The following is a 24081-nucleotide window of genomic DNA, read 5'->3' on the forward strand; positions in this document are numbered from 1 at the left end:
TTTGTTTTGACGCGTTTTCTTCACGCGAAGCCGGTACCCACTTCGCTTGAAAACGCTCTCATTGCTCGGGCGGCGCCCCTGGTGCCGGCAAGTCCATGAAAATCTATCTGGCAGGTCCTGACGTGTTCCTGCCGGATGCCGTGGAGATCGGCCGCCGCAAGGCGGAGGTTTGCGCCTATCACGGGCTGACCGGGCTCTATCCGCTCGACAACAGCATCAATCCCACGGCCACCAGCGCCTCGCTCACCATCTTCAAAAGCAACGAGGCGATGATGGAGTCTGCCGACGCCATCATCGCCAATTTGACGCCGTTTCGCGGCCCCAGTGCCGACGCAGGCACCGTCTACGAACTCGGCTACATGGCGGGACGCGGCAAGCTGTGCCTCGCTTATTCGAACGATCCCACGTCCTACGCCAATCGCGTGGCGCGGCTGCAGCAGGTCGTGCCGGCATCCGACGGACGCCTGATCGACACCGAGGGGCTGACGGTGGAAGAGTTTGGGTTGCCGGACAATCTGATGATGATGCACGCGCTCGATCTGCACGGCAGTCCGCTGGTGACGCCGAGGGAGCCTGCGGCCGACCTCTGGCACGACCTCACCTCCTTCGAGACCTGCGTGCGGCTCGCCGCCGCGCAGCGCCGGCAGGGCGGCAAATGACCAAGCAAGTGACCAAGCCGGGCGACAACGACAACAACGCATCGACCGGCAAGCGCATCGACGTGCTGCTGGTCGAGCGCGGCCTGTTCGAAAGCCGGGCGCGGGCGCGCGCCGCAATCGACGCCGGCCTCGTCACCGCCGACGGCAAACCGATTGCGAAGGCATCCGAACTCGTCGCGCCCGGTGCCGAACTGACGGCCGAACCGGCGCATCCCTATGTCTCGCGCGGCGGCGTCAAGCTCGCCGGTGCGCTCGAGCACTATCCGATCGACGTTGAGGGCCATGTCTGCCTCGATGTCGGCGCCTCGACCGGCGGCTTCACCGAAGTGCTGCTCGCCAATGGTGCGAGCCTCGTCTTCGCCATCGACGTCGGCCACGGCCAGCTACATCCCTCGCTGCACGGGCATCCGAAGATCGTCTCGATGGAGGAGACCGACATCAGGAATTATGAGGGCAAACGGCTGCCGGCGCGGCCCGATGTCGTCGTGATCGACGTCAGCTTCATCTCGCTGAAGCTGGTGCTGCCGGTGGCGCTGTCGCTGGCGGCGGCGCCGATGCATCTGTTGGCGCTGATCAAGCCGCAATTCGAGGCGGCGCGCAAGCACGCCAAGCGCGGCATTATCCGCAATGCGATGGTGCACCAGGAGATATGCGACGATATCGCTGCCTTTGCCGCCTCGCTCGGCTGCACCGACATTCAAGTGTTCCCGTCATCGATCACCGGCGGCGACGGTAATATCGAATTCTTCCTCGGCGCGCGCCGTGGCTGAGCTTCTCACCATCGACCATGTCGGCCATCGCGGCGACGGCGTCGCGATCGACGGCGCGCAGTCGATCTTCGTGCCCTACACGCTGGCCGGCGAAACCGTCGAGGTCGACAACGTCCCGGGCAATCATCCCGACCGGCGGCGGCTGGTGCGGGTAACGCAGGAAAGCCCCGAGCGGATCGCGCCGTTCTGCCCGCATTTCGGCGTCTGCGGCGGCTGCGCGATCCAGCACTGGAATGACGAAGGCTATCACGCCTGGAAACGCAACATCGTGGTCGAGACGCTGGCGCAGGCAAAGGTCGCGGCTGAAGTCGCGCCGCTGCTCGACGCCCATGGCGCGGGCCGCCGCCGCATCACGCTGCACGGACGCATGGGCACCCATGAGGTCCTCAAGGTCGGATTCGCTGCTGCCGGTTCGCACGACATCATCCCGGTCGACCGCTGCCCGATCCTCGATCCGGCGCTCGACGGCGCGCTCGAGGCGGCCTGGGCCACAGCCGAGCCGCTGATCTCGATCGGCAAGCCGCTCGACATCCAGGTGACCGCGACCCTCAATGGTCTCGACATCGACGTGCGCGGCTCCGGCGCGCTGCCGACCAGCTTGATCACCACTCTGTCGCGGGTCGCGGAGAAACACCGGCTGGCGCGGCTGACACGGCATGGCGAACTGGTGCTGCAGCGCAGCTCTCCGGAGGTTGCGATCGGAAAGGTGAAGGTCGTGCTGCCGCCGGGCTCGTTCCTGCAGGCGACCGTCAAGGGCGAGGAGACGCTGGCTGCGCTGGTTCGCGAGCATTGCGGACGCGCCAAGCACATCGCCGATCTGTTTTGCGGCGTCGGCCCGTTTGCGCTCCGCCTCGCCGAGAAGGCGCGCGTCACGGCCTTCGACAGCGACGCCGGCGCGGTCGCGGCGCTGCAAAAGGCTGCGCAATCGACACCGGGGCTGAAGCCGCTCAAGGCCGAGACGCGCGACCTGTTCCGCCGCCCGCTGATGCCGCAGGAATTGCGCGACTACGACGCCGTCGTGTTCGATCCGCCCCGGCAGGGCGCGCAGGCGCTGGTCACCCAGCTTGCGGCGAGCAAGGTGCCGACGGTCGTCGCGGTGTCCTGCAACGCCGCGACGTTTGCGCGCGACGCAAAAATCCTGATCGATGGTGGCTACAAGATCGCTGGCGTCACCCCGGTCGATCAGTTCCGCCACACCCCGCATGTCGAGCTGGTGGCGCGCTTCGCACGCTGAGACTTCGCTGCGACTATCGCAGCAGGCGGCGGTCTCGCTATAATCCGCGTCGCATGTCCCATGATCCGCTGCTCGCACGTATCATTCCCGTCCTTGCCGACGTGCCCGGCGTCGCCGCCATCGTGCTCGGTGGCTCGCGGGCCCGCGGCACAGCCCATGAAACCTCCGACACCGATCTCGGCCTCTACTATCGGGATGGCGCCGCGCTGGACGTCGATCGACTGCGCGCGGCCGTGACGGGCCTGGTCGATGATCCCACCGCTGCCCATGTGACGCCGGTCGGCGAATGGGGGCCGTGGATCGTCGGCGGCGCCTGGCTTACGATCGGAGGCCGAAAGGTCGATCTGCTCTACCGCAGTATCGATGAGGTCGCTGATGTCATCGACGCCTGCCGCAACGGCGAGATCAGCATGCACTACCAGCCGGGCCATCCGCACGGCTTCTGCTCGGCGATCTGGATGGGCGAGGTTGCGCTGTGCCGGATCCTGCACGATCCCGATGGCCTCGTCCCAGCGCTGAAGGCAAAGACCGCGCCCTACCCGCCCGGTCTGCGCGATGCGTTGGTGCGGCGCTTTCAATGGGAAATCCTGTTCGCGATCGAGAATGCCGAGCTTGCCGTGCCGCGCGGCGACGGCACGCATATCGCCGGCTGCGCCTATCGCGCGCTGGCGTGCATGGGTCAGGTGCTTTTTTCGCTGAACGGGCAGTATCTGATCAACGAAAAGGGCGCGCTGGCGCAAGCAGCGAAATTTCCGGTGACGGTTCGCGATCTCGCCGGGCGTGTCGCCGAGATGTGGCGGCAGATCGGCGCCGCCGAGCACGCCGCCGCGATGCAGACGCTGCGCGAACTCGATAGCGACGTTCGAGAGATTTGTGCGGCGGGTTAGCAAGGAATCGTAGGATGGGTAGAGCGCAGCGAAACCCATCGCGTCCAGCGGAATTGATGGGTTTCGCTTCGCTCTACCCATCCTACGCGAGCGCTACCGCCCCCAGCGATCCTGCCAGATCTTCTCACCGATCGTGCAACTGACCCGTGGCTCCTTCTCGGCGGTCCGCACGATCGGGCGCTCGGGGGTACGGCCGGCGACCTCGAGCAGCAGCTTGGTGCGGATCGCTTCCTTGAACTTCTCGCGATCCTTGATCGACACCACGAAGGAGCCCGGCCCGCCGATCACGCAGTCCTCGTAGTACCAGTCGAGATTTTCGATATCCATCGTCGAGTAGGACGGCTCCTTCACCATGATCGGCAGGCCGTTGATGACGATGCCCTTGTCGAGCGCCGCATCACGCGCAGGCGTGATCGGCGTGCCGTTGTTGTTGGGGCCGTCGCCGGAAATATCGATCACGCGGCGCAGGCCACGATGCGGATTCTCGTCGAACATCGGGATCGCGAAATAGATCGCGCCCGAGATCGAGGTGCGCGAGGCGCGGCGCACCGCCGTCTTCATGATCTCGGCGGAGACTGCATCGGCGGATTCAGGGCCGTCGATCACCCGCCAGGGAATGATGACCTTCTGGTCGTTGGAGGCGGCCCATTCGAAATAGGTGATCGAGATCTTGCCGTTGGGGCCGGCCTTCAGCGCTTGCAGGAACTCCTTGGAAACGATCGCTTGCGCATAGCCCTCACGCTGGATCGCGAGCTCGTCCATGTCCATCGAATAGGAGACGTCGACCGCGATGATCAACTCGATGTCGACGCTCGGCGTGGATTCCTTTTCGGTGATGCGCTGGCCGGGTTGAGTTCCCGGGCCGGGCGCGGCAACACCGGCCACATCGCCACTGGCCAACATGCCCGCGACAAGCACCACTCCGATCGAGACATACCAGCGCATTGCGGCCCTCCCGTCGTGTCCTGTCATGGTGACACGCAAATCAGGCGGCGAAAAGCGCAGATATCATCTGTTCTTCACATTCAAGTTAGAGGCCTGCAAGTTAGAGGCCTGCAAGTTAGACGCCTGCGGGTTAGACGCTTGCAGGTTGGACATCACTTGTCGCGAATGCGGCAACGCGCGCCGTGCCGTCGCCGCAATGACGCCGTGCAAATCGAACGGTTCCAACATGTGCGGGAAGACGGTATTCTTACGGAGCAATCGCGAGGGAGTGCGATGCCCGATACCGTCGTCAAGCCGAAGACTAGGACGAAGACCAAGGTCGAGCGGCCACGCCTGCACAAGGTGATCCTGGTCAACGACGACTATACGCCGCGCGAATTCGTCGTCACCGTGCTGAAGGGTGAATTCCGCATGACCGACGACCAGGCCTACAAGGTGATGCTGACCGCGCATCAGCGCGGCGTCTGCGTGGTCGCGGTGTTCACCAGGGATGTCGCCGAGACCAAGGCGACGCGCGCCACCGATGCCGGCCGCGCCAAGGGCTATCCGCTGCTGTTCACCACCGAGCCCGAGGAGTAGCGGCCATCACCGCTCGGCTGGCCGCGTAAGCTGTGCGCGCTGACTCAGCGCAATGTCGGCGACGACCGCCCCCATCACCAGCGCGCCGCCGATCAGGGCACGCGGCGACGGCACCTCGGCAAACGCCAGCCACACCCAGAACGGCATCAGCGGCGTTTCGAGAGTTGCGATCAACGAGGCCTGCGCGGACGGCAGCAACCTCGAGCCGACCGTGAACAGCGTGAGGCCGAGACCGACCTGGCATACGCCGAACATCGCGAGCACGCCGAGATCGGCGCCGGTGACCGCGCCGATGCCGAGCCCCAACGGCAAGCTCACGGCGCTGCCGAGAAAGTTCGAGAGCGCAGCGGCGGCGATCATCGGCGTACCCTTGTGCCGCCGGATCACCACCGTCATCAGAGAGATCGCCAGCACCATCACGCAGGCAAGGCCGATACCCCTGTAATCCGTGATACCGCCGGCGCCGCTGACGGTGATCGCCACACCCGCGAGCGCGACGAGGCTTGCCAGCAATGTGCCAGGCCGCGCCCGCTCACCGAGCCAAAGCCAGGCGATCGCGGCCGCCGCAAACGGCTGCATCGCGATGAGAATGGCGACATTGGCGACGCTGGTCAGTTGCAGCGCCGGAATGAACGTCACCATGCCGAAGGTCGAGAGGCCGGCCACCAGCCATCCGCTCGCGGGCATCACGACGAGATCGCGCGCGCCGCGCCAGCCCTGCGTGGCGACCAGGAACAGCGCGATCGCGCCGCCACCGAACAACCCGCGCCAGAACAGGATGGTCCAGGAATCGAAGTGCAGCAGCCGGGTGAAGAACGGCGCAGTGCTCCAGGCCGCGGCAGCCGCGACGACCAGCGCGATCCCGGTGCGATGCTGCGCGTCCTTGTCAGTCACCGTGCGCAGCCGCTAGCCGGCAGCCGCAATCGGCGCCTCGTCGAACAGGCCGTAGACCCGTTCGGCCTTGGCAAATCCTGCGATCGGAAACTCGCCGAGATCGCTCCAGCCGCCGTCGTGAATGCCGGCGAAGCGCTCGGAAGCCACGACGGTGCGGCCAAGACGGCCGGCGATCCTCTCCAGCCGAGCGGCGAGATTGACCGCAGGGCCGATGCAGGTGAAGTCGAGCCGGTTGCCGCCGCCGATATTGCCGTAGAGCACGCGTCCGAGATGCAGCGCGACGCCGAAGCGGAAGCGCTCGACGGCATCGCCATTGGGGAATTCCAGCGCCTCGACCCCGGCACGGGACGCGCGCGCAGCCTCCAGCACCCGCGAGCAGACCTGCGCCTCGTCGCCGAGATATTCGTCGACCGGGAACACCGCGAGCAGGCCATCGCCCATGAATTTGAGCACCTCGCCGCCATGGTCACGGATCGCGGTGACCTGGCAATCGAAGTAGAGGTTGAGGATCTCGACGACGGTCTCGGCCGGCAAGCGGTCCGACAGCGCGGTGAAGCCGCGCAGGTCGGACAGCCAGATCGCGGCATCCATCGTGTCGGCGTGGCCACGCCGGATCTGGCCACCCATGATGCGCTCGCCGGCCCGATTGCCGACATAGGTGTCGAGCAGCAGCGAGGCGGTACGGCGCAGCGTGACGATCTCGATGTAGCGCGACAGCGGGACGGTGATCGAGCGGATTGCGTCGAGCTGCTCGTCGGTGAAGCCGCCCGGCTGCTTGGTGGTCCAGCTCGAGGCGTTGGGGGGGCCGGCGGTGTTGATCAGCGGCACCGCGATATAGTCGGTGACGCCCTCGGCCTGCAGGTCCACGACGATGGGAAAGCGTTTGCTGGCGGGGTCGTCGAGCCGCGCACGCACCTCGACGCCCTGCTTGAGGACGATCGCCAGCGGGCTGACGGCAAATTCCGGGGCGTCCAGGATGTTGTGATCAACGCTGCCGGTATCGACCTCGGCGCCCGGCTTCCAGATGAAATGGCGGCCGTAGATCTCGGGATGCAGCGTGCGCACGAAGACGCCGACGCGCCACAACGGCAGGCCGGCCCGGACCAGCCGTTCGCAGCATTCCGCCATCATCTGCGCCGGGGTCGGCGCCGATCGCGCGCCGCCGATCATCCATGCGATGATGTCCCGAAGCTCCGACGCGTTCATGGCATTCCCCAAGCGAGCACCCGATCCGGTGGCTAGCAGTATATAGGGGATCAGCGCCCGGTCTGCCCGCGGTCGCGCAGAAAATGGTCGGCCAGAACGCAGGCCATCATGGCCTCCCCGACCGGCACCGCGCGGATGCCGACGCAGGGGTCGTGGCGGCCCTTGGTCAGGATGTCGGTGTCGGCGCCCTTGCGGTCCACGGTCCGGCGCGTGGTCAGGATCGAGGACGTCGGCTTGACCGCAAAGCGCACCACCACCGGCTGGCCCGTCGAGATGCCGCCGAGCACGCCGCCGGCATGGTTCGACAGGAAACGTGTTCCATTGTTGCCGGTCCGCATCTCGTCGGCGTTCTCTTCGCCTGACAGTTCGGCGGCGCCGAAGCCGGCGCCGATCTCGACGCCCTTGACGGCGTTGATGCTCATCATCGCGGAAGCCAGATCGCTGTCGAGCTTGGCATAGATCGGCGCGCCGAGGCCGGCCGGCACGCCCTCGGCGACAACCTCGATGACGGCGCCGATCGAGGAGCCGCTCTTCCTGATGCCGTCGAGATAGCTTTCGAAGAACGCCGCCTTGTCCTTGTCGGGACAGAAGAACGGGTTGTTGGCGATCTCGTCCCAGTCCCATTTCTCGCGATCGATCTTGTGCGGACCCATCTGCACCAGCGCGCCGCGCACCTTCACATCGGGCAGGACTTTTCGCGCGATCGCACCGGCCGCGACGCGGGTTGCGGTCTCGCGGGCGGAGGAGCGCCCACCGCCGCGATAGTCGCGCAGGCCGTATTTCGCCTCATAGGTGAAGTCGGCATGGCCAGGGCGGAACTTGTCCTTGATCTCGGAATAATCCTTCGAGCGCTGGTCGGTGTTCTCGATCAGGAGCGCGATCGGCGTGCCGGTCGTGACCTGCACGCCGCTCTCCGGATGCGCCATCACGCCGGACAGGATTTTCACCGCATCCGGCTCCTTGCGCTGGGTGGTGAAGCGCGACTGGCCGGGCCGTCGGCGGTCGAGGTCGTGCTGGATCTCCTCCACCGTCAGAGGGATCATCGGCGGACAGCCGTCCACCACGCAGCCGATCGCGACCCCATGGCTTTCGCCGAAGGTCGTGACGCGGAACATATGGCCGAAAGTATTGAAGGACATGGCGTGTCGTAACGCGCAGGGTCGGCAGCGTCAAACGGGTTTCATGGCCCCAAGTACGCGGCTGACCGGCGCCCTTAACTATACTTCTGCAGGCCCGCCGCGCTGAACACGTAGACCGCGCCCTGCTCGATTGCGAGGTCGGCGGCCGAGGCCGGGGTCTCGAAGCCGAGCGCCACCATCAGCGCCCGCGCCGTGCCGCCATGTGCGACGGCGACCGTGTCCGACGTCACCGAGCCGTACCATTCGGTCATCCGCGCCTGCACCCCGACATAGCTCTCGCCGCCCTCCGGCGACACCGTCCACTTCTCGGCGAGGCGGCGGGCATACACGGCTGGGTCGGCGGCCTGCGCCTGCGCCAATGTCGAGCCTTCCCACGTCCCGTAGGCGATCTCGCGCAGCCGCGCGTCGAGGGCGTAGTCGCCCAGCGGCAGGCCAAGCTCGGTGCGCACCAGCTCCATGGTCGCGCGCGCCCGGAGCAGCGGGCTTGCGACGAACGGCAGCGTCGTCTTGTCACGGCCGTCGCGCGCCAGCAGATCGGCGAGGATGCGGCCGGCATGCGCCGCCTGGGCGCGGCCGCGCTCGTTGAGAGCAATATCCTGCACGCCCTGAAGCCGGCCTTCGGCGTTCCATGAGGTCTCGCCGTGGCGGATGTAGTAGATCGTTGGCACCGGCATTCGCTTCGCATTTTTCCGGCTCGGAGGTACACCAGCACTTTGGCCGGCGACAAGCCCAAATCGGCCGCCGCCGAGGCGCTATGCGCGCAGCTCGGCGCAACCGGAATAGCGACGCCGATAGGGTGTTATGTTGAGCAAGGCGGCTATCGCCGCGACCATCGAAGGCTGGGATGCATGACCGCGTTTCGTCAAAGTGTCGAGGCCATGATTCCAGCGCTCCGCCGCTATGCGCGCGCGCTGGTGCGTGACTCGGATATCGCCGATGATTTGGTGCAGGACACGCTGGTGCGCGCGCTGCGCTCGGAGCGGCTGTTTCTCGGCGGCGACGTCAGGAGCTGGCTGTACACGATCCTGACCAATCTGAACAAGAACCGCAGGCGCTCGCTGGCGCGGCGGCCGGCCTTCATGCCGCTGCTCGACAACAATGCCGACGCCAGCGGCACCGAGGCCGAGGGACGCGACATCGAGCGCGCGCTGTCGACGCTGGTCGAGGAGCAACGCTCAGTGCTGCTGCTGGTGATGCTGGAGGGCATGAGCTACCGGGAGGTCGCCGATATCCAGGGCGTGCCGATCGGCACGGTGATGTCCCGCCTCGCCCGCGCGCGCGCCCATGTGCGGGCCTCGATCGAGGGCCAGCGCCCGGCGCTGAGGCGGGTGAAATGATAATGTGCGCGATGACAGGTGTTACGCATGAACGTTTTTCGAACAAGATTTGGCAGAGACAATTGATATGACCAACCCGAATATCCCCGTCACCGAAGACGAGCTGCACGCCTACGTCGACAACGAGCTGCCGGCCGAACGCCGCGGCGATGTCGAGGCGTGGCTCGCCGCGCATCCCGACGATGCGGCGCGGGTGCAGTCATGGCGTGCGATGGCCGAGACATTGCATGCGCGCTACGACACGGTGCTGGACGAGGCGGTGCCGAAGCGGCTCGAGCTCGAGCGGCTGGTGCGCCAGCCGCGCCGCTGGGTCTATGGCGCGGTGGCGGCGACGCTGATGGCCTTCATCGCCGGCGGCGGCGTCGGCTGGATCGCGCGCGGCGCCTCGGCAACGCCGTCGACCTTCCAGAGCTTCACGCTCGATGCGCTGGATGCGCACCGCCTCTACGTGGTCGAGGTCCGTCACCCCGTCGAGGTGCCCGGCAGCGAGCGCGATCATCTGCAGCAATGGCTGACCAAGCGCTGCGGCTGGGACGTCCGCGCACCCGACCTCACCGGGCTGAAGCTGGTCGGCGGCCGCCTGCTGCCGGGGCCGAGCGGGCCGGCGTCGTTCCTGATGTATGAGAGCACGTCCGGCGAGCGCTTCACGGTCTACACCGCCAAGGCGAAAACCGAGGCGACCCAGATGCGCTATGCCGTGCAGGGCAGCGACGGCGCGCTGTTCTGGGCCGATCGCGGCGTCGCCTATGTCGTCAGCGGCGGCACCGACCGCACCCGCCTGACCCAGGTCGCGCAGGCCGTCTACGATCAGATGGAGAAGAACGGCGGCTGACCTTCCGTAAATCTACGGGAGATCAGCCGCCGACCTTGTGCCGTTTCGAGTAAGTGAATCCAGCCTCACTCGGCGTCCCAATTCCGACATTGAAAATTTCGATTCGCGTCATGGACGCGTCTCATTGTCGTACCGGATGCTCACGCGAAGATGATCTGCGCCCGATCCGCCGATCGGCGCACGCGGCCTCGATTGGGGTTTTGTGTACCGCGCTGGTCCCCCTCTCGAGGCCGCACTCTTTTTCCGCAGTCCGATCTGCACGCCGCAGATTGAGACCTCGGACGGCCGGTCATCCTTTGACGCCCTCGCAATGCCGGCGTCTACCCCGATAGAGTCCGGGGTAGTGCAGTTTCGCGTCTTTTGCGTCTTTTGGGGCGCGTTCTCGGCGGTCAGCCGAGATCGCTGCGCGGATTGTAGGGATTTCGCTCCCGCCACGTCTGCATCAATGCCTCAAGCTCGGCATCGTTCCCGTCGGGCAGGATGATGCGGGTCGTGACGTAGAGGTCGCCAACAGCCCCCGCCTTCGACAGCCCCTTGCCCTTGAGGCGGAAGGTACGGCCGCTGGAGGTGTTCTTCGGGATCGACAGTTCGACCGCGCTGCCGAGCGTCGGCACACGGACCTTGCCGCCCAGCACCGCCTCGTAGAGGGTCACAGGCAGATCGATCCGGAGATCGTTGCCGTCGACCTTGAAGAACGGATGCGGCGCGATCGAGATCGTGATCAGCAGGTCGCCGGGCGGATGGCCTTGCGCGGTGTCGCCCTGCCCCTTCAGCCGAATCTGCTGGCCCGCGGTGACGCCGGGCGGAATCTTGACGTTGAGCTCACGGCCGGTCGGCAGGCGCACGCGCTTGTCGCCGCCCCCAGCCGATTCCTCCAGCGACACTGTCATGGCGACCGAAAGATCGAGGTCGACGCCGACCCCGCCGCCTTCAAATTCAAACGGGTTGGCCCGCCCCCCGCGCGCGCCACCGCCGCCACGCGCGGCGTTGCCGAACATGCTGTTGAGGATGTCCTCGAAGCTGCCACCGCCCATACCGCCGCCGGGGCCGGGGCCACTGCGGAAGCTGTACTCGAAGCCGCCGGGACCGGCACGGCCGCCGGCGCCGCCACCAGGGAAGCCCTGGAAGCGCGGCTTGCCGTCGGCATCGATCTCGCCGCGGTCGAACTGCTTGCGCTTGTCCTCGTCGCCGACGATCTCGTTGGCTGTGTTGATCTCCGCAAAGCGGGCGGCCGCCTTCGGGTCGTTCTTGTTGTTGTCAGGGTGATGCTTCTTGGCGAGCTTGCGATAGGCGCTCTTGATCGTCGCAGCGCTGGCGCTCCGCTGCACCCCCAAGACCTCATAGGGGTCGCGCATCCGTCACGTCTCCTTCACGGGAAAATCAGTTTTGGCCGGGAACCCATCCGGGGCCACTTTGCCTTCATGTGGGGGCTCAGTGGCATTTTTGCAACTAGATCGGGACCGGGTATCAGCCGGAACTTCAGGACTTGCTCCAAGGCTTCAGGCTCTGGATCTGCCACCGCCCCTGTCCAGCCTTGCAAGCGGCGCCCTGGAGCCAAGTCTCGGTAGCTCTATTAACATAGCTGGCGAGAAAGTCCCGGCACGTCTTGCCGTCCTCGCCCGAATAGGCCTGGGCCAACGGCGTCACCGAGCCCCGCGCGCCGGTCTGGGGATTTTCCCAGGGCTGGCTGGAATCCTTGTCGCCCTTGGTCAGCACGTCGGAGGCGGCGTTGCGGGCAAAGGCGAGATCGCTTTCGGTCGGCATCACCGCATTGACCTGGGTCGGGCTGATCGAGCCCGTCACATCCTTGTCGTCCATCTTGGCGAAAGCATCGGTGCGCGACAGGCTGCAGCCGCTTGCGCCGACGCCGATCAGGATCAAGGTCACCACCGCGCCCGCAGGGTGGATCGCCGATAGGCCAACGCGCCCCCATGCCCTATATAGGGCTAGAAGCGCGCTCTCGGACGCGGGCGAATGCAAATCGGGACTCCTGACATGACCGACACGACCTCCATCAAACACCCGGCACCGTTAACATCGGGTGATTTCACCGCAGCGGAGGAGCCCTTCGCCCTGTTCGGTGAATGGTTTGCGGAAGCGGTCAAGTCCGAGCCGAACGATCCGAACGCGATGGCGCTCGCAACTGTCGATGCCGACGGGCTGCCCGACGTGCGGATGGTGCTGATGAAGGGCTTCGATGCCGACGGCTTCGTGTTCTATAGCCACATTGCCAGCGCCAAGGGCCGCGAATTGGCCGCAAATCCTAAGGCCGCTTTACTGTTTCACTGGAAATCGCTGCGCCGCCAGGTGCGCATCCGCGGGCCGGTGACGCCGGTGACGGATGCCGAGGCCGACGCCTATTTCGCCACGCGGCCGAAGCAGGCGCAGATCGGCGCCTGGGCCAGCAAGCAATCGCAGCCGCTGGAGAGCCGCTTCGCCTTCGAGCAGGCGATCGCCAAGGCCGGCGCGAAATACGTGATCGGCGAGGTACCGCGTCCGCCGGGCTGGAGCGGCTGGCGGATCACGCCGCAGCGCATCGAGTTCTGGCACGACCGCCCGTACCGCCTGCACGACCGCATCGAATTCCGCCGCGACGGCGCCGGCAGCGCATGGTCGAAGGTGCGGCTCTATCCGTGATGACGACAGCTTAGAAGACGCCAACCTGAAAGACACCATGTCCCCTCCTTCCAACGCGCCGCGCCGTACCCTGCTCCTGACCGGTGCCAGCCGCGGCATCGGTCACGCCACCGCGATCCGGTTTGCTTCCGCCGGCTGGCGCGTCATCACCTGCTCACGGCATGCATTTCCGGAAGTCTGCCCCTGGGGCGCTGGACCGGAAGATCACATCGAGGTCGATTTCGGCGATCATGACGACACGGTTCGCGCGATCAGCGAGATCCGCAAACGGTTGGTGAACGACGAGTTGCACGCGCTCGTCAACAATGCCGCGATCTCGCCGAAGGGGGCGGGCGGCGCGCGGCTCGGGACCATGGACACCGATATCGAGACATGGCTGCACGTGTTCCGCGTCAACTTCTTCGCGCCCATCATGCTGGCCCGCGGGCTGATTGATGAACTCAAGCACGCCAGGGGCGCGGTGGTGAACGTCACCTCGATCGCCGGCTCGCGCGTGCATCCGTTCGCCGGCGTTGCCTATGCGACCTCGAAAGCCGCGCTGGCATCGCTGACGCGGGAAATGGCATCCGACTTCGGCCGCGTCGGTGTCCGCGTCAACTCGATCGCACCGGGCGAGATCGACACTTCGATCCTGTCGCCGGGCACCGAGAAGATCGTCGATCAGCAAATCCCGATGCATCGCCTCGGCACCCCGGACGAGGTCGCCAAGATCATTTACGTTCTCTGTACGGAGACCAGCTCTTACGTGAACGGTGCGGAAATCCACATTAACGGTGGCCAGCACGTCTGAGCTTTGGCTTGGATGGGAATCTAGGGGGAAAGAGGTTCGAGGCGATCCCGGCCGCCGCCGCGGCCGTACTCCAGGGATTGCTTCGATTGCAGGCGTAACGACGCAGACGAGGCTTCTGCCTCCAATAGGCCTCAGCCTCTAGTCGGCGTAGAACCGGCGAGACTTCTTCTCAAACGGCTGCAGCGCGATGTCATTCAACGCGCTGGAGCATTCGTCTTCGTCCTCGCCATCCAACATCGCAGCGCCACAGTAACGGCAAAGTCTCGGCGAGATCGCCTGCACCTTGCCTGCTGCGCGGTCCTGTTGATAGCGCGCAAAGTCGATGACGTTACGCCGTGGCGTTATGATCTTCTCAACCATTGCTGTCCTCCGGCTTCGAGGCGGGCGTTATCGCAGACAAGTTTCGCCCAAACGTTCAGCGTAACGCTCAAATTTTAGCAGAGGAAATAAGGCAGAAAACGCGTCCCAAAACGCGACGTGTGGAACCAGTGCTACAGCCACTTTTTCCACTTGAAGATCCAGTACGGCACGACCGCCGCGATCAGCATCAGCACCAGTGCGTACGGATAGCCGTGCGCCCATTCGAGTTCCGGCATTGCCTTGAAATTCATGCCGTAGACCGAAGCAATCAGCGTCGGCGGCATCAGCACCACCGCCATCACCGAGAACAGCTTGATGATGTTGTTCTGTTCCAGATTGACCACGCCGAGCATGGCGTCGAGCACAAAGGTGATCTTGTTGGAGAGATAGGAAGCGTGGTCGGTCAGTGAGGCCACGTCGCGCTGCATGGTCTTGAGTTGCTCGCGCATGTCCTTGGACCATTTCACGCCTTCTACGATCGCCGAAAGGAACGTGACGAGGCGGCCGATTGAGACCAGGCTTTCACGGACTTTCGAGGTCAGGTCGCCCTTGCGGCCGATCGCGATCAGGATTTGCGAATATTGCTTGGCGTGGCCGTGGCGCTGGCTCTCCGGCTCGAAGATGTCGTGGGAGACCTGGTCGATGTCGGCGCCGCAGCGCTCCAGGAGGTCGGCGCAGCGGTCGATCACCGCATCCAGCAGTTCCATCAGCACCTGCTCGCCGGTGAGACCGGGCGCACAGGAGCGCGCCAGCTTGTTCTCGACCAGCGCAAACGGCTTCGGCAGGTCGTAGCGCACCGTGACCAGCCGATGGCTGGTCAGAATGAAAGTGACCGCCGTGGTGCGCGGCATGTCCGTGTCAGACTGGCACATCAGCGTCGCGGTCATGTAGCGCGCGCTGTTCTCGATATAGAGCCGGCTGGAGATCTCGATCTCCTGCATGTCTTCCCGGGTCGGAACCGCGATCCCCGCGAGCTTCTCGACGGCCCGGTCCTCCTCGACGGTCGGGTTCACCAGATCGACCCAGACCGCACCCTCCGGCAGCGCGCCGAGGTCGGTGACGGCAGCCTTCTTGAGGGAGAAATCGGAGGGAACGAACACCGACAGCATCACGAACTCCGAGACACAGGATTGGAAACAGGGCTGGCAGGACCCGTCGACTTAGCGCGATTCTGGCTGGCGCTTCATGACCGGGCGATTAACCGGACATCCACCTTTGTGGCGGCCATGCGGCGGTGAATGTGACGTTGAAGCGGCTTCGATTGAACAACCGTTGCCTGTTTGCACAAAAACTGGCCCCACACCAGAAGACTTGCGGCAAAAAAGCCACAGGCGACGTCCCGCGATGCGGGAAAGGCATCTAAAGTCTGGGAATAAAGGCACGTTTCGGCAATAATGCCGTTCATGGAATCGTGGCGTTTAGGGCGTAATCGTGGCGCTTTGAGACGCGGATTTTCGATTGGAACTTAATCATGTCGTCGTTCAAAGTTACCTTTGGGATCCTGGCCGCAGGCCTGATGTTGTCGGGTTGCATGCAGGCCACGACCTATGAGGCCACCAACACCGCCGCCTTCAAGCCGCATGACAAGGAACTGCTGGCCAAGACCACCTACGTCAAGACGCCGGTGGCCGAGCCGTTCCGCCGCGCCATCGTCGAATATCACCGCAAGGAAGCCCCCGGCTCCATCGTGGTCGATTCCGACAACCATTACCTCTACTACGTGATGAACGACGGCAAGGCGATCCGCTACGGCATCACCGTTGGCGAAGAAGCCATGGCCTGGTCCGGCATTGCCAAGGTCGGCAGCATGACCGAATGGCCGGCCTGGCACCCCACCCCCGGCGAAATCTCGCGCCTCGGCGTTCCGACCTTCGTGGCACCCGGCCCGGACAATCCGATGGGCTCGCGCGCGATGTACCTCTACTCGGGCGGCAAGGACACGCTGTTCCGCATCCATGGCACCAACCAGCCGGAATACATCGGCTCGTCGATCTCCTCGGGCTGCATCCGCATGACCAATGAGGACGTCATCGACCTCTACAACCGCGTCAAGCTCGGCACCATCGTCGTGGTGCTGGAGCCGAAGCACGGCGACTCGCCCTACAAGCCGCAGATGGCGCTGCAGGGCGGCGGCAACGTCCCCTACTAATCCCAATCACGTCGCAATCGCGATCAAAGGCGCCGGCTTTGCCGGCGCTTTTTTGTTGGCTGCGGCTTGGTCTCGGCAGCGCTTTCGGGCGCGGCCGCATCAGTTGATTTCGCCGCATCCGGTTCGTCGGCCTTGCCGCGATCGGCTTCGGACGCGTCCGGCCTGGATGCGTCCGGCTTGGACGCGTCTGATTTTGCGGCGACCGCGCGCGGCGGCGCCGCTTCGGGGCGCTCGGCCGGCAACAGCGGCGCGACGCGCGGCAGCGGATCGTAAACGCTCCACTGGCAGATCCGGTAATTGCTGCGACGCTCCGTCAGGTCGAGGTGGATATGGTCCTCGTGGTACCAGTCCGAGCCCGGGCCGAGCACGGTGGAGAAGCGGGCGCAGACCGAATGCAGCACGGTCTCGCGCAGATCGCGCGGCACGCTGCGGTCGGTCAGCGAGATCGACTTGCCGTTGGTGAGACCGAAGGCGCGCACGTCGAGCGCATTGGCGCGGCCATGTTCGGAGAGCTGCGCGCCGACGACGCGATTGCGGCCGCGGCACTCGAACGAGTCGAAATTGTCGAGATTGCTGATCCCGCCCCCGAGGCTCTGCGCCAGCGGCGCGATATCGGTGCGGACCCAGTCGGCGACCGCACTTGCCATCTTGCAGCGGAGGATCGCCGCGGGCTTGACCGCGACCTTGCGCTTGTCCGGCAGCACGATGGCCTCGAGCCGCACCAGATCCTCGCCGCCGCAGCCGCCGGCGCCATGAATATCCGGAATGCTCGGCGCGATCGCGATCTCCTCGGTCAGTGCCTGCCGGCAGGCCGAAAGCTGCGGCCTGGGCGGCTCGGTCGGCTTGGCTGCTTCGGCTGGCTTGGCCGTCGCGCCGGACCTGGCTGGCGGCGCGGGCTCGGCTGCTGCGGGCGCGTCAGCTGCTGCCGGCGCTTCGGTTGCTGCCGGCGCCTCCGCGGGGCGCGGCTTCGGCAGCGGCACAGCTGAGCGCCGGACCGACTTGTGCGCCCTCTGCGGCCGGACACCGAACAGATCGTCCCAGGGAAAGCCAGGCGCGCCACGGGCGGCCTGCGCAGACCCTGCTTGCATGCCAAGGCAAAGCAGCGCGGCGGCAGCGGTAACCATTGCCGCGCCCCCGCGACGAAACGCGCCATCAGGCCATTTTCGGCTTGCTTTCTCCGCGGTACAGTTCATGTCAGTTCCATGATTTTACTGCCGGCCGTCCAAGATGCCGGCGGATCATGCGTGAGGATCGAGGAGGGATTTGCGTATGCTTGGCTTGATGCAAGATTGGCCCTTGCTGTGTCACAAGATTATTGAGCACGCCGCCAAATATCACGGCACGCGGGAAGTCGTGACCCGGTCGGTCGAAGGCCCCATTCATCGCACCAACTACGCCCAAATTCACGCCCGCGCGCTGAAGGTCTCGCAGAGCCTGGAACGCGACGGCATCAAGCTCGGCGACCGCGTCGCCACCATCGCCTGGAACACCTGGCGCCACCTCGAGGTCTGGTACGGCATCATGGGGATCGGCGCGATCTGCCACACGGTCAATCCACGACTGTTTCCGGAACAGATCGCCTGGATCGTCAACCACGCCCAGGACCGCATCGTTATCACCGACCTCACCTTCGTTCCGGTGCTGGAGAAGATCGCCAGCCAGCTGCCGAGCGTCGAGCGCTACGTGGTGCTGACCGACAAGGCGCACATGCCGCAGACCACGCTGAAGAACGCGGTCGTCTATGAAGACTGGATCGCGGCGTCCGATGGCAAATTCGAGTGGAAGACCTTCGACGAGAACACCGCCGCGGCGATGTGCTACACCTCCGGCACGACGGGCGATCCCAAGGGTGTCCTTTATTCGCACCGGTCCAACGTGTTGCACGCGCTGATGGCCAACTCGAAGGACGCGCTCGGTACCTCCGCCGCGGACACAATGCTTCCGGTGGTCCCCTTGTTCCATGCCAACAGCTGGGGCATCGCGTTCTCCGCACCATCGATGGGCACCAAGCTCGTGATGCCAGGTCCGAAGCTCGACGGCGCCTCGGTGTACGAGCTGCTGTCCACCGAGAAGGTCACCCATACCGCGGGCGTCCCGACAGTGTGGCTGATGCTGCTGCAATACATGGCCGCCAACAACGTCAAGCTGCCGGATCTGCAGATGGTGATCTGCGGCGGCTCGGCGATGCCGCGCTCGATGATCAAGGCGTTCCTCGACATGGGCAGCCAGGTGCGCCACGCCTGGGGTATGACCGAGATGAGCCCGCTCGGCACGCTGGCCACGCTGAAGCCGCCGTTCACCGAACGGACCGGCGAGGAGCGGCTCGACATCCTGCAGACCCAGGGCTACCCGCCGTTCGGCGTCGAGATGAAGATCACCGACGACGCCGGCAAGGAGCTGCCGTGGGACGGCAAGACCTTCGGCCGTCTCAAGGTCTCCGGCCCCGCGATCGCCAAGGCCTATTTCCACGTCGACAGCAACATCCTCGACGAGGAAGGCTATTTCGACACCGGCGACGTCTCGACCATGGACGAGCACGGCTACATGCGGATCACCGACCGCTCCAAGGACGTGATCAAGTCCGGCGGCGAATGGATCTCCTCGATCGATCTCGAGAACCTCGCGGTCGGCCATCCGGCGGTCGCGGAAGCCGCCGTGATCGGCGTCCATCACCCCAAATGGGACGAGCGGCCGCTCCTGATCGTGCAGCTCAAGCAGGGCGAGAGCGCCACCCGCGAGGACATCCTGAAGTTCATGGACGGCAAGATCGCCAAATGGTGGATGCCCGACGACGTCGCCTTCGTCGACGGCATTCCCCACACCGCGACCGGCAAGATCCTGAAGACCGCGCTGCGCGACCAGTTCAAGGATTACACCTTCCCGACCGCCGCGGCGTGACGACCAAGGTCGACGTCATGGCCGGGCTTGTCCCGGCCATCCACGTCTTGGCTAGGCGCGAATCTTAAGACGTGGATGCCCGGGACATGCCCGGGCATGACGGTCTATCCGGGATGTTTCGACGCCCAAATCCCTTGAATTCGCCGCAGGTCCGTGGTCTCACACGATCATTGGCGGCGGCTGAGGTCGCCCAAGGACATCTCAACCGGCAGATTATTCGACGATGGCGCGCAGGTTTTCCGCTCCCTACCAGCAGGAGCCCGTGTCCGGTCTCGCCACCTGGTCGCGCAACCTCGCCATCTTCTCCGTCGTTGCGGTGGTGGTCTCGATCCTGATCGTCCGGTTCGGGTTCCTGGAGGTCAAACCGGCGCTGGCGACCTTCTTCGGCGCGCTGGGCCTGGCCGGCCTGTCGATCCTGCTCGGCCTCGCCGCCTTCGCCGCGATCTGGCAGAACGGCACCCGCGGCATGGGCCGGATCCTGCTCGCGTTCCTGATCGACGCCGCAATCCTCGCCTACCCGGCCTACCTGACCTATCAGTACCGCAAGCTGCCGCGGATCTACGACGTCACCACGGATGCGATCGACCCACCGAAATTCGAGGCGCTGGCGCGGCTGCGCACCGGCGAAGGCACCAACCCGGCCGCCTATGCCGGCCTCTATTCGGCCGAGAAGCAGCGCGCCGCCTATCCCGATATCGAAACCGTCGAACTGGAAACCCCGGTCGACCGCGCCTATGAGATGACGCTGCGGCTGGTGAACCGCCGCAAATGGCTCGTCATCGACGCACGCGCGCCGCAGCCGCCGCGCCGGATCGGCCGCATCGAGGCGGTGGCACGTACGCCGATCATGGGTTTTCGCGAGGACGTCTCGATCCGGGTCACGCCCGACGACGAGGATTCGCGCGTCGATATCCGCTCCGCCTCGCGTTATTTCGACACCGATCTCGGCAGCAACGCCGCGCGGGTCAAGAAGCTGATCGAGGACCTCAACACCGCCGCCGACAACGAAAACGCCAAGCCGGCGAAGAAGGCGGCGCCGGTCGCACCGAAGGCGCCGCCGGCGAAATCGGTGAAGAAATAGTCTTCCCGTCATTCCGGGGCGCGCTTAGCGCGAGCCCGGAATCCATCGGGCCGCAGGCTCCATGGTGAAATAGATTCCGGGTTCTCGCTTCGTGAGCCCCGGAATGACGAGTTAGGCCATCCTGTACGTGCCGCCGATCACGGGATCGCCATCCGTCGCGACGATGCCGCGCGCGACCAAATCCTCCAGATGCGCGAGCACCGAATAGCCGGCGGCATTGGCGAGGCGCGGATCGAGCCCGATATAGATCGCCCGCACCATGGTCGGGATGTCGGCCTCGCCCTTGCCGAGGCGATGCAGGATCGACGCCTCGCGCGCCCGGCGATGCCGCGCCAAGAAGCGGACGTAGCGCGGGCCTTCCGGAATCTCCGGGCCATGGCCGGAGAGATAGAGCTGCTCGGGCCGCTGCTCCAGCCGCTCCAGCGAGGCCATGTAATCGATCATCGAACCGTCAGGCGGCGCCACGATCGAGGTCGACCAGCCCATCACATGGTCGCCGACGAAATTGATGCTGCGCTCGGCCCACGCAAACGCCAGGTGGTTGGCGGTGTGGCCGGGGGTGGCGACCGCCTCCAGCGCGAAGCCCGTGCCCTCGATGACGTCGCCGTGCTTGACCTCGATGTCGGGCCGGAAATCGCGGTCTGCGCCGGATTCCGGATTGTGCTTCTCGCTCTCGAAGCGCGGACGCGAGGCGCGGTGCGGCCCCTCGGCATAGACGGGCGCGCCGGTCGCGGCCTTGATCCGCGGCGTGTTCGGCGAATGGTCGCGATGGGTATGGGTGACCAGGATATGCGTCACGGTCTCGCCCTTGACCGCATCGAGCAGCGCCTTCGCATGCGCCTCGTCGTCGGGACCGGGATCGATGATCGCGACCTTACCCTGACCCACGATGTAGCTGACCGTGCCGGTGAAGGTGAACGGACTCGGATTGTTGCAGAGGACGCGGCGCACGCCGGGCCGGACCTGCTCGACCACGCCGGGCTTCAGCGGAAAATCGCGGTTGAACGGGATGTCGTCGTTGTCGGCCATGGCTATTGTCCGTGATGTCCGGCTTCTCTTTGACCTCGTCATGCCCGGGCTTGTCCCGGGCATCCACGTCTTCCTTTGCGAGCCCCAAGACGTGGATGGCCGCGACAAGCGCAGCCATGACGACGTCTGGGTGCGCGTCCTTTACGAGAACGCCTGGATGCCGGTGATGGCGCGGCCGAGGATCAGCGCGTGGACGTCGTGCGTGCCCTCATAGGTGTTGACCGTCTCGAGGTTCGCGGCGTGACGCATCACGTGATACTCGATCTGGATGCCGTTGCCGCCGTGCATGTCGCGCGCCATGCGGGCGATGTCGAGCGACTTGCCGCAATTGTTGCGCTTGACGATCGAGATCATCTCGGGCGCCATCTTGCCCTCGTCCATCAGGCGGCCGACACGCAGGCTCGCCTGCAAGCCGAGCGCGATCTCGGTCTCCATGTCGGCGAGCTTCTTCTGCACCAGCTGGGTGGCAGCGAGCGGGCGGCCAAACTGCTTGCGGTCGAGCGTGTACTGCCGCGCGCGGTGCATGCAGTCCTCGGCGGCGCCGAGCGCGCCCCAGGAGATGCCGTAGCGGGCGCGGTTGAGGCAGCCGAACGGGCCCTTGAGGCCGGAGACGTTGGGCAGCAGCGCGCTTTCCGGCACCACCACGTTGTCGAGCACGATCTCGCCGGTGATCGAGGCGCGCAGCGACAGCTTGCCGCCGACCTTCGGCGCCGACAGGCCCTTCATGCCCTTCTCGAGGATGAAGCCGCGGATCTGGTTGTCATGGGCGGCCGACTTGGCCCACACCACGAATACGTCGGCGATCGGCGCATTCGAGATCCACATCTTGGCGCCGTTGAGCTTGTAGCCGTCGGCCACCTTCTCGGCGCGGGTCTTCATGCCGCCGGGATCGGAACCGGCATCCGGCTCGGTCAGGCCGAAGCAGCCGACCCATTCGCCGGTCGCGAGCTTGGGGAGATATTTCTTGCGCTGGTTCTCGTCGCCATAGGCGTAGATCGGATACATCACCAGCGACGACTGCACCGAGTTCATCGAGCGATAGCCCGAGTCGACGCGCTCGATCTCGCGCGCCACCAGGCCATAGGCCACGTAGCTCGCATTGGCGCAGCCATATTCCTCGGGCAGCGTCACGCCGATCAGGCCGAGCTCGCCCATCTCGTTAAAAATCTCGCGGTCGGTTTTCTCTTCCAGATAGGCCTTGGTGACCCGCGGCAAGAGCTTGTCCTGCGCATAGGCCCGCGCGGTGTCGCGGATCAGGCGCTCGTCTTCGGTGAGCTGGTCGTCGAGCAGGAACGGATCATCCCACTGGAAGCTGGCGGCAGCCGGCTTGTCCTTGGACTGGGGGCGCACGCTCATGAAACATCCTTTCGCATCGTCAGTCGGAAATTGGCGGATAAATTAAAGCGCTATGCTGCGAAGCGCAATTGAATTGGGTTACCGTCATTCCGGGGCACGCGAGAGCGTGAACCTCAGGGGCGCCATTGCGCCCCGGGGAATCTCGAGATTCTCGGTGCGCAACCGCGCACCTGAGGGTTCGATGCTGACGCATCGCCCCGGAATGACGGGTGCTAGCACTCCAGCCTCTCGTTCGACACGATCTCGATACCGAAACCGGACAAACCCTTGTAGTCGTGCACCGACGAAGTCAGGTGCCGGATCGAGGTGATGCCGAGATCGCGCAGGATCTGCGCGCCGACGCCGACTTCGCGCCACTGCTTGTTGCGATCGGCCTCCGCCGATTTCTGTTCGCTCACCGGCTGGACCGGAACACCGGCGGCACCGTCGCGCAGATAGACCAGCACACCGCGGCCGGCAGCCTTGAAGTGCCGCAACACGGCTTCCATCCGCGCCGGCCCGGTGAAGAGGTCCGTCACGATATTGGGCTTGTGCAGCCGGGTCAGCACGTCCCGGCCATCGCCGATGCCGTTATAGACGAAGGCGGCGTGCATGATCTCGTCGAAGGGCGAGCGGTAGGCATAGCCCTGCAGCGGGCCGATCGGGCTTTCGATGGTGAAGGTCGCGACCCGCTCGATCAGCTTCTCGCGCGCCTGGCGATAGGCGATCATGTCCGCGATCGTGACATGCTTGAGCTTGTGGGCGGCGGCGAATTTCGCGACCTGCTCGCCCTTCATCACGGTTCCATCGTCGTTCATCAGCTCGCTGATGACGCCGACCGGCGGCAGGCCGGAGAGCCGGCACAGATCAACCGCGGCCTCGGTGTGGCCGGAACGCAGCAGCACGCCGCCATCGCGCGCGATCAGCGGGAAGATGTGGCCGGGGCGCGCGAAATCATTGGCGCCGGCATTGGGATTGGCGAGCGCGCGGCAGCAGGAGGCGCGTTCCTCGGCCGAGATGCCGGTGCCGCCGTCGGGCTTGTAATCGATCGAGACAGTGAAGGCGGTGGTGTGGTTGGACTCGTTGTGCGCCACCATCGGGTCGAGCCGCAGCCGGCGGGCGTCCTCGGTGGTGATCGGCGCGCACACGATGCCGGAGGTGTGGCGGATGATGAAGGCCATCTTTTCCGCCGTACAGAACGACGCCGCGACGATCAAATCGCCCTCGCCTTCCCGATCGTCATCATCGGTAACGACGACGAGTTCACCCTTCGCAAAGGCTTGCAGCACTTCCTGGATCGTATCGGCCATTGTCCTGACA

25 protein-coding genes are annotated in these 24081 nt (G+C 65.3%); 12 read left to right on the top strand and 13 right to left on the bottom strand.

All coding sequences use genetic code 11. The features are described 5' to 3' along the window. Nucleotides 1-95: 95 nt before the first annotated feature. Genes Q0030_RS08140 through Q0030_RS08155 form a run of 4 tightly spaced genes read left to right on the top strand, consistent with a single transcriptional unit; the run spans nucleotide 96 to nucleotide 3550 of the window. Nucleotides 96-659: a nucleoside 2-deoxyribosyltransferase gene (locus tag Q0030_RS08140; RefSeq protein WP_298365207.1), complete on the top strand. Its 564-nt coding sequence runs from the start codon at nucleotides 96-98 to the stop codon at nucleotides 657-659. Beyond that, entirely contained in the window at nucleotides 656-1429 is a 774-nt protein-coding gene (locus Q0030_RS08145; protein WP_298365209.1) for a TlyA family RNA methyltransferase, read from the top strand. Before Q0030_RS08140 ends, Q0030_RS08145 begins: the two co-directional genes overlap by 4 nt. Continuing rightward, nucleotides 1422-2663 (top strand): class I SAM-dependent RNA methyltransferase, encoded by a 1242-nt coding sequence (locus Q0030_RS08150; RefSeq protein WP_298365211.1) that lies wholly within the window; start codon nucleotides 1422-1424, stop codon nucleotides 2661-2663. The genes Q0030_RS08145 and Q0030_RS08150 overlap by 8 nt, the downstream gene beginning before the upstream one ends. Nucleotides 2664-2716: 53 nt before the next feature. Continuing rightward, complete coding sequence (locus tag Q0030_RS08155) at nucleotides 2717-3550, top strand: nucleotidyltransferase domain-containing protein (protein WP_298365213.1); 834 nt, start codon at nucleotides 2717-2719, stop codon at nucleotides 3548-3550. Between the two features lie 93 nt (nucleotides 3551-3643). Here Q0030_RS08155 and Q0030_RS08160 read toward each other — a convergent pair whose 3' ends face one another. Further along, nucleotides 3644-4495 (bottom strand): DUF1194 domain-containing protein, encoded by an 852-nt coding sequence (locus Q0030_RS08160; RefSeq protein WP_298365215.1) that lies wholly within the window; start codon nucleotides 4493-4495, stop codon nucleotides 3644-3646. A 273-nt stretch (nucleotides 4496-4768) separates the two neighbouring features. Between Q0030_RS08160 and clpS the strand changes: the two genes are divergently transcribed. Next, nucleotides 4769-5074, top strand: a complete 306-nt coding sequence (clpS, locus tag Q0030_RS08165; protein ID WP_021076758.1) for an ATP-dependent Clp protease adapter ClpS — start codon at nucleotides 4769-4771, stop codon at nucleotides 5072-5074. A gap of 6 nt (nucleotides 5075-5080) precedes the next feature. On the opposite strand, the gene Q0030_RS08170 is transcribed toward clpS, so the two are convergent. The 4 genes from Q0030_RS08170 to Q0030_RS08185 all read right to left on the bottom strand — a co-directional run bounded on the left by Q0030_RS08170 (nucleotide 5081) and on the right by Q0030_RS08185 (nucleotide 8987). Next, complete coding sequence (locus Q0030_RS08170; protein WP_298365220.1) at nucleotides 5081-5968, bottom strand: DMT family transporter; 888 nt, start codon at nucleotides 5966-5968, stop codon at nucleotides 5081-5083. A gap of 12 nt (nucleotides 5969-5980) precedes the next feature. Continuing rightward, nucleotides 5981-7174: an adenylate/guanylate cyclase domain-containing protein gene (locus Q0030_RS08175; protein ID WP_298365222.1), complete on the bottom strand. Its 1194-nt coding sequence runs from the start codon at nucleotides 7172-7174 to the stop codon at nucleotides 5981-5983. 50 nt (nucleotides 7175-7224) lie between these two features. After that, entirely contained in the window at nucleotides 7225-8313 is a 1089-nt protein-coding gene (gene aroC, locus Q0030_RS08180; protein WP_298365224.1) for a chorismate synthase, read from the bottom strand. Between the two features lie 74 nt (nucleotides 8314-8387). Continuing rightward, nucleotides 8388-8987 carry a histidine phosphatase family protein gene (locus Q0030_RS08185; RefSeq protein WP_298365226.1) on the bottom strand — a complete coding sequence of 200 codons (600 nt, stop codon included), beginning with the start codon at nucleotides 8985-8987 and terminating at the stop codon, nucleotides 8388-8390. 174 nt (nucleotides 8988-9161) lie between these two features. Between Q0030_RS08185 and Q0030_RS08190 the strand changes: the two genes are divergently transcribed. After that, the gene (locus Q0030_RS08190; RefSeq protein WP_092124724.1) at nucleotides 9162-9650 is read left to right on the top strand and encodes a sigma-70 family RNA polymerase sigma factor; all 489 of its coding nucleotides are present in this window, start codon (nucleotides 9162-9164) and stop codon (nucleotides 9648-9650) included. A 67-nt stretch (nucleotides 9651-9717) separates the two neighbouring features. Then, on the top strand, nucleotides 9718-10482 hold the full coding sequence (locus tag Q0030_RS08195) for an anti-sigma factor (protein ID WP_298365230.1): 765 nt from the start codon (nucleotides 9718-9720) through the stop codon (nucleotides 10480-10482). 389 nt (nucleotides 10483-10871) lie between these two features. Here Q0030_RS08195 and Q0030_RS08200 read toward each other — a convergent pair whose 3' ends face one another. Together Q0030_RS08200 and Q0030_RS08205 are read right to left on the bottom strand one after the other, a co-directional pair. Further along, nucleotides 10872-11837: a DnaJ C-terminal domain-containing protein gene (locus Q0030_RS08200; protein ID WP_298365232.1), complete on the bottom strand. Its 966-nt coding sequence runs from the start codon at nucleotides 11835-11837 to the stop codon at nucleotides 10872-10874. A gap of 124 nt (nucleotides 11838-11961) precedes the next feature. Further along, complete coding sequence (locus tag Q0030_RS08205; protein ID WP_298365234.1) at nucleotides 11962-12369, bottom strand: RT0821/Lpp0805 family surface protein; 408 nt, start codon at nucleotides 12367-12369, stop codon at nucleotides 11962-11964. Nucleotides 12370-12477: 108 nt separating this feature from the next. Between Q0030_RS08205 and pdxH the strand changes: the two genes are divergently transcribed. Together pdxH and Q0030_RS08215 are read left to right on the top strand one after the other, a co-directional pair. Next, nucleotides 12478-13119, top strand: a complete 642-nt coding sequence (pdxH, locus tag Q0030_RS08210) for a pyridoxamine 5'-phosphate oxidase (protein ID WP_298365237.1) — start codon at nucleotides 12478-12480, stop codon at nucleotides 13117-13119. 37 nt (nucleotides 13120-13156) lie between these two features. Continuing rightward, entirely contained in the window at nucleotides 13157-13909 is a 753-nt protein-coding gene (locus tag Q0030_RS08215) for an SDR family oxidoreductase (RefSeq protein ID WP_029081398.1), read from the top strand. A gap of 138 nt (nucleotides 13910-14047) precedes the next feature. Here the strand turns inward: Q0030_RS08215 and Q0030_RS08220 are convergent, their stop codons facing one another. Together Q0030_RS08220 and Q0030_RS08225 are read right to left on the bottom strand one after the other, a co-directional pair. Next, nucleotides 14048-14269, bottom strand: a complete 222-nt coding sequence (locus Q0030_RS08220; protein WP_223969861.1) for a hypothetical protein — start codon at nucleotides 14267-14269, stop codon at nucleotides 14048-14050. A 131-nt stretch (nucleotides 14270-14400) separates the two neighbouring features. Further along, entirely contained in the window at nucleotides 14401-15378 is a 978-nt protein-coding gene (locus Q0030_RS08225) for a magnesium transporter CorA family protein (protein ID WP_298365246.1), read from the bottom strand. A gap of 362 nt (nucleotides 15379-15740) precedes the next feature. On the opposite strand from Q0030_RS08225, the gene Q0030_RS08230 reads away from it, so the two are divergent. Next, a complete protein-coding gene (locus tag Q0030_RS08230) occupies nucleotides 15741-16418 on the top strand; it encodes a L,D-transpeptidase (protein WP_097670234.1) in 678 nt (225 codons plus the stop codon). A 23-nt stretch (nucleotides 16419-16441) separates the two neighbouring features. Here the strand turns inward: Q0030_RS08230 and Q0030_RS08235 are convergent, their stop codons facing one another. After that, complete coding sequence (locus tag Q0030_RS08235) at nucleotides 16442-17542, bottom strand: extensin family protein (RefSeq protein ID WP_298365250.1); 1101 nt, start codon at nucleotides 17540-17542, stop codon at nucleotides 16442-16444. Between the two features lie 145 nt (nucleotides 17543-17687). Between Q0030_RS08235 and Q0030_RS08240 the strand changes: the two genes are divergently transcribed. Together Q0030_RS08240 and Q0030_RS08245 are read left to right on the top strand one after the other, a co-directional pair. Next, the gene (locus Q0030_RS08240) at nucleotides 17688-19316 is read left to right on the top strand and encodes a fatty-acid--CoA ligase (RefSeq protein WP_298365252.1); all 1629 of its coding nucleotides are present in this window, start codon (nucleotides 17688-17690) and stop codon (nucleotides 19314-19316) included. A gap of 223 nt (nucleotides 19317-19539) precedes the next feature. Beyond that, on the top strand, nucleotides 19540-20397 hold the full coding sequence (locus Q0030_RS08245) for a DUF1499 domain-containing protein (protein ID WP_298365254.1): 858 nt from the start codon (nucleotides 19540-19542) through the stop codon (nucleotides 20395-20397). Between the two features lie 111 nt (nucleotides 20398-20508). Here the strand turns inward: Q0030_RS08245 and Q0030_RS08250 are convergent, their stop codons facing one another. The 3 genes from Q0030_RS08250 to ribB all read right to left on the bottom strand — a co-directional run bounded on the left by Q0030_RS08250 (nucleotide 20509) and on the right by ribB (nucleotide 24071). Beyond that, the gene (locus Q0030_RS08250; protein ID WP_298365257.1) at nucleotides 20509-21426 is read right to left on the bottom strand and encodes an MBL fold metallo-hydrolase; all 918 of its coding nucleotides are present in this window, start codon (nucleotides 21424-21426) and stop codon (nucleotides 20509-20511) included. 141 nt (nucleotides 21427-21567) lie between these two features. Continuing rightward, entirely contained in the window at nucleotides 21568-22782 is a 1215-nt protein-coding gene (locus Q0030_RS08255) for an acyl-CoA dehydrogenase (protein WP_298365259.1), read from the bottom strand. A 212-nt stretch (nucleotides 22783-22994) separates the two neighbouring features. Then, nucleotides 22995-24071: a 3,4-dihydroxy-2-butanone-4-phosphate synthase gene (gene ribB / locus Q0030_RS08260; RefSeq protein ID WP_298365261.1), complete on the bottom strand. Its 1077-nt coding sequence runs from the start codon at nucleotides 24069-24071 to the stop codon at nucleotides 22995-22997. Nucleotides 24072-24081: the final 10 nt, after the last annotated feature.

This window comes from uncultured Bradyrhizobium sp. (genome assembly GCF_947648125.1).
In the GTDB taxonomy this organism is placed as follows: Bacteria; Pseudomonadota; Alphaproteobacteria; order Rhizobiales; family Xanthobacteraceae; genus Bradyrhizobium.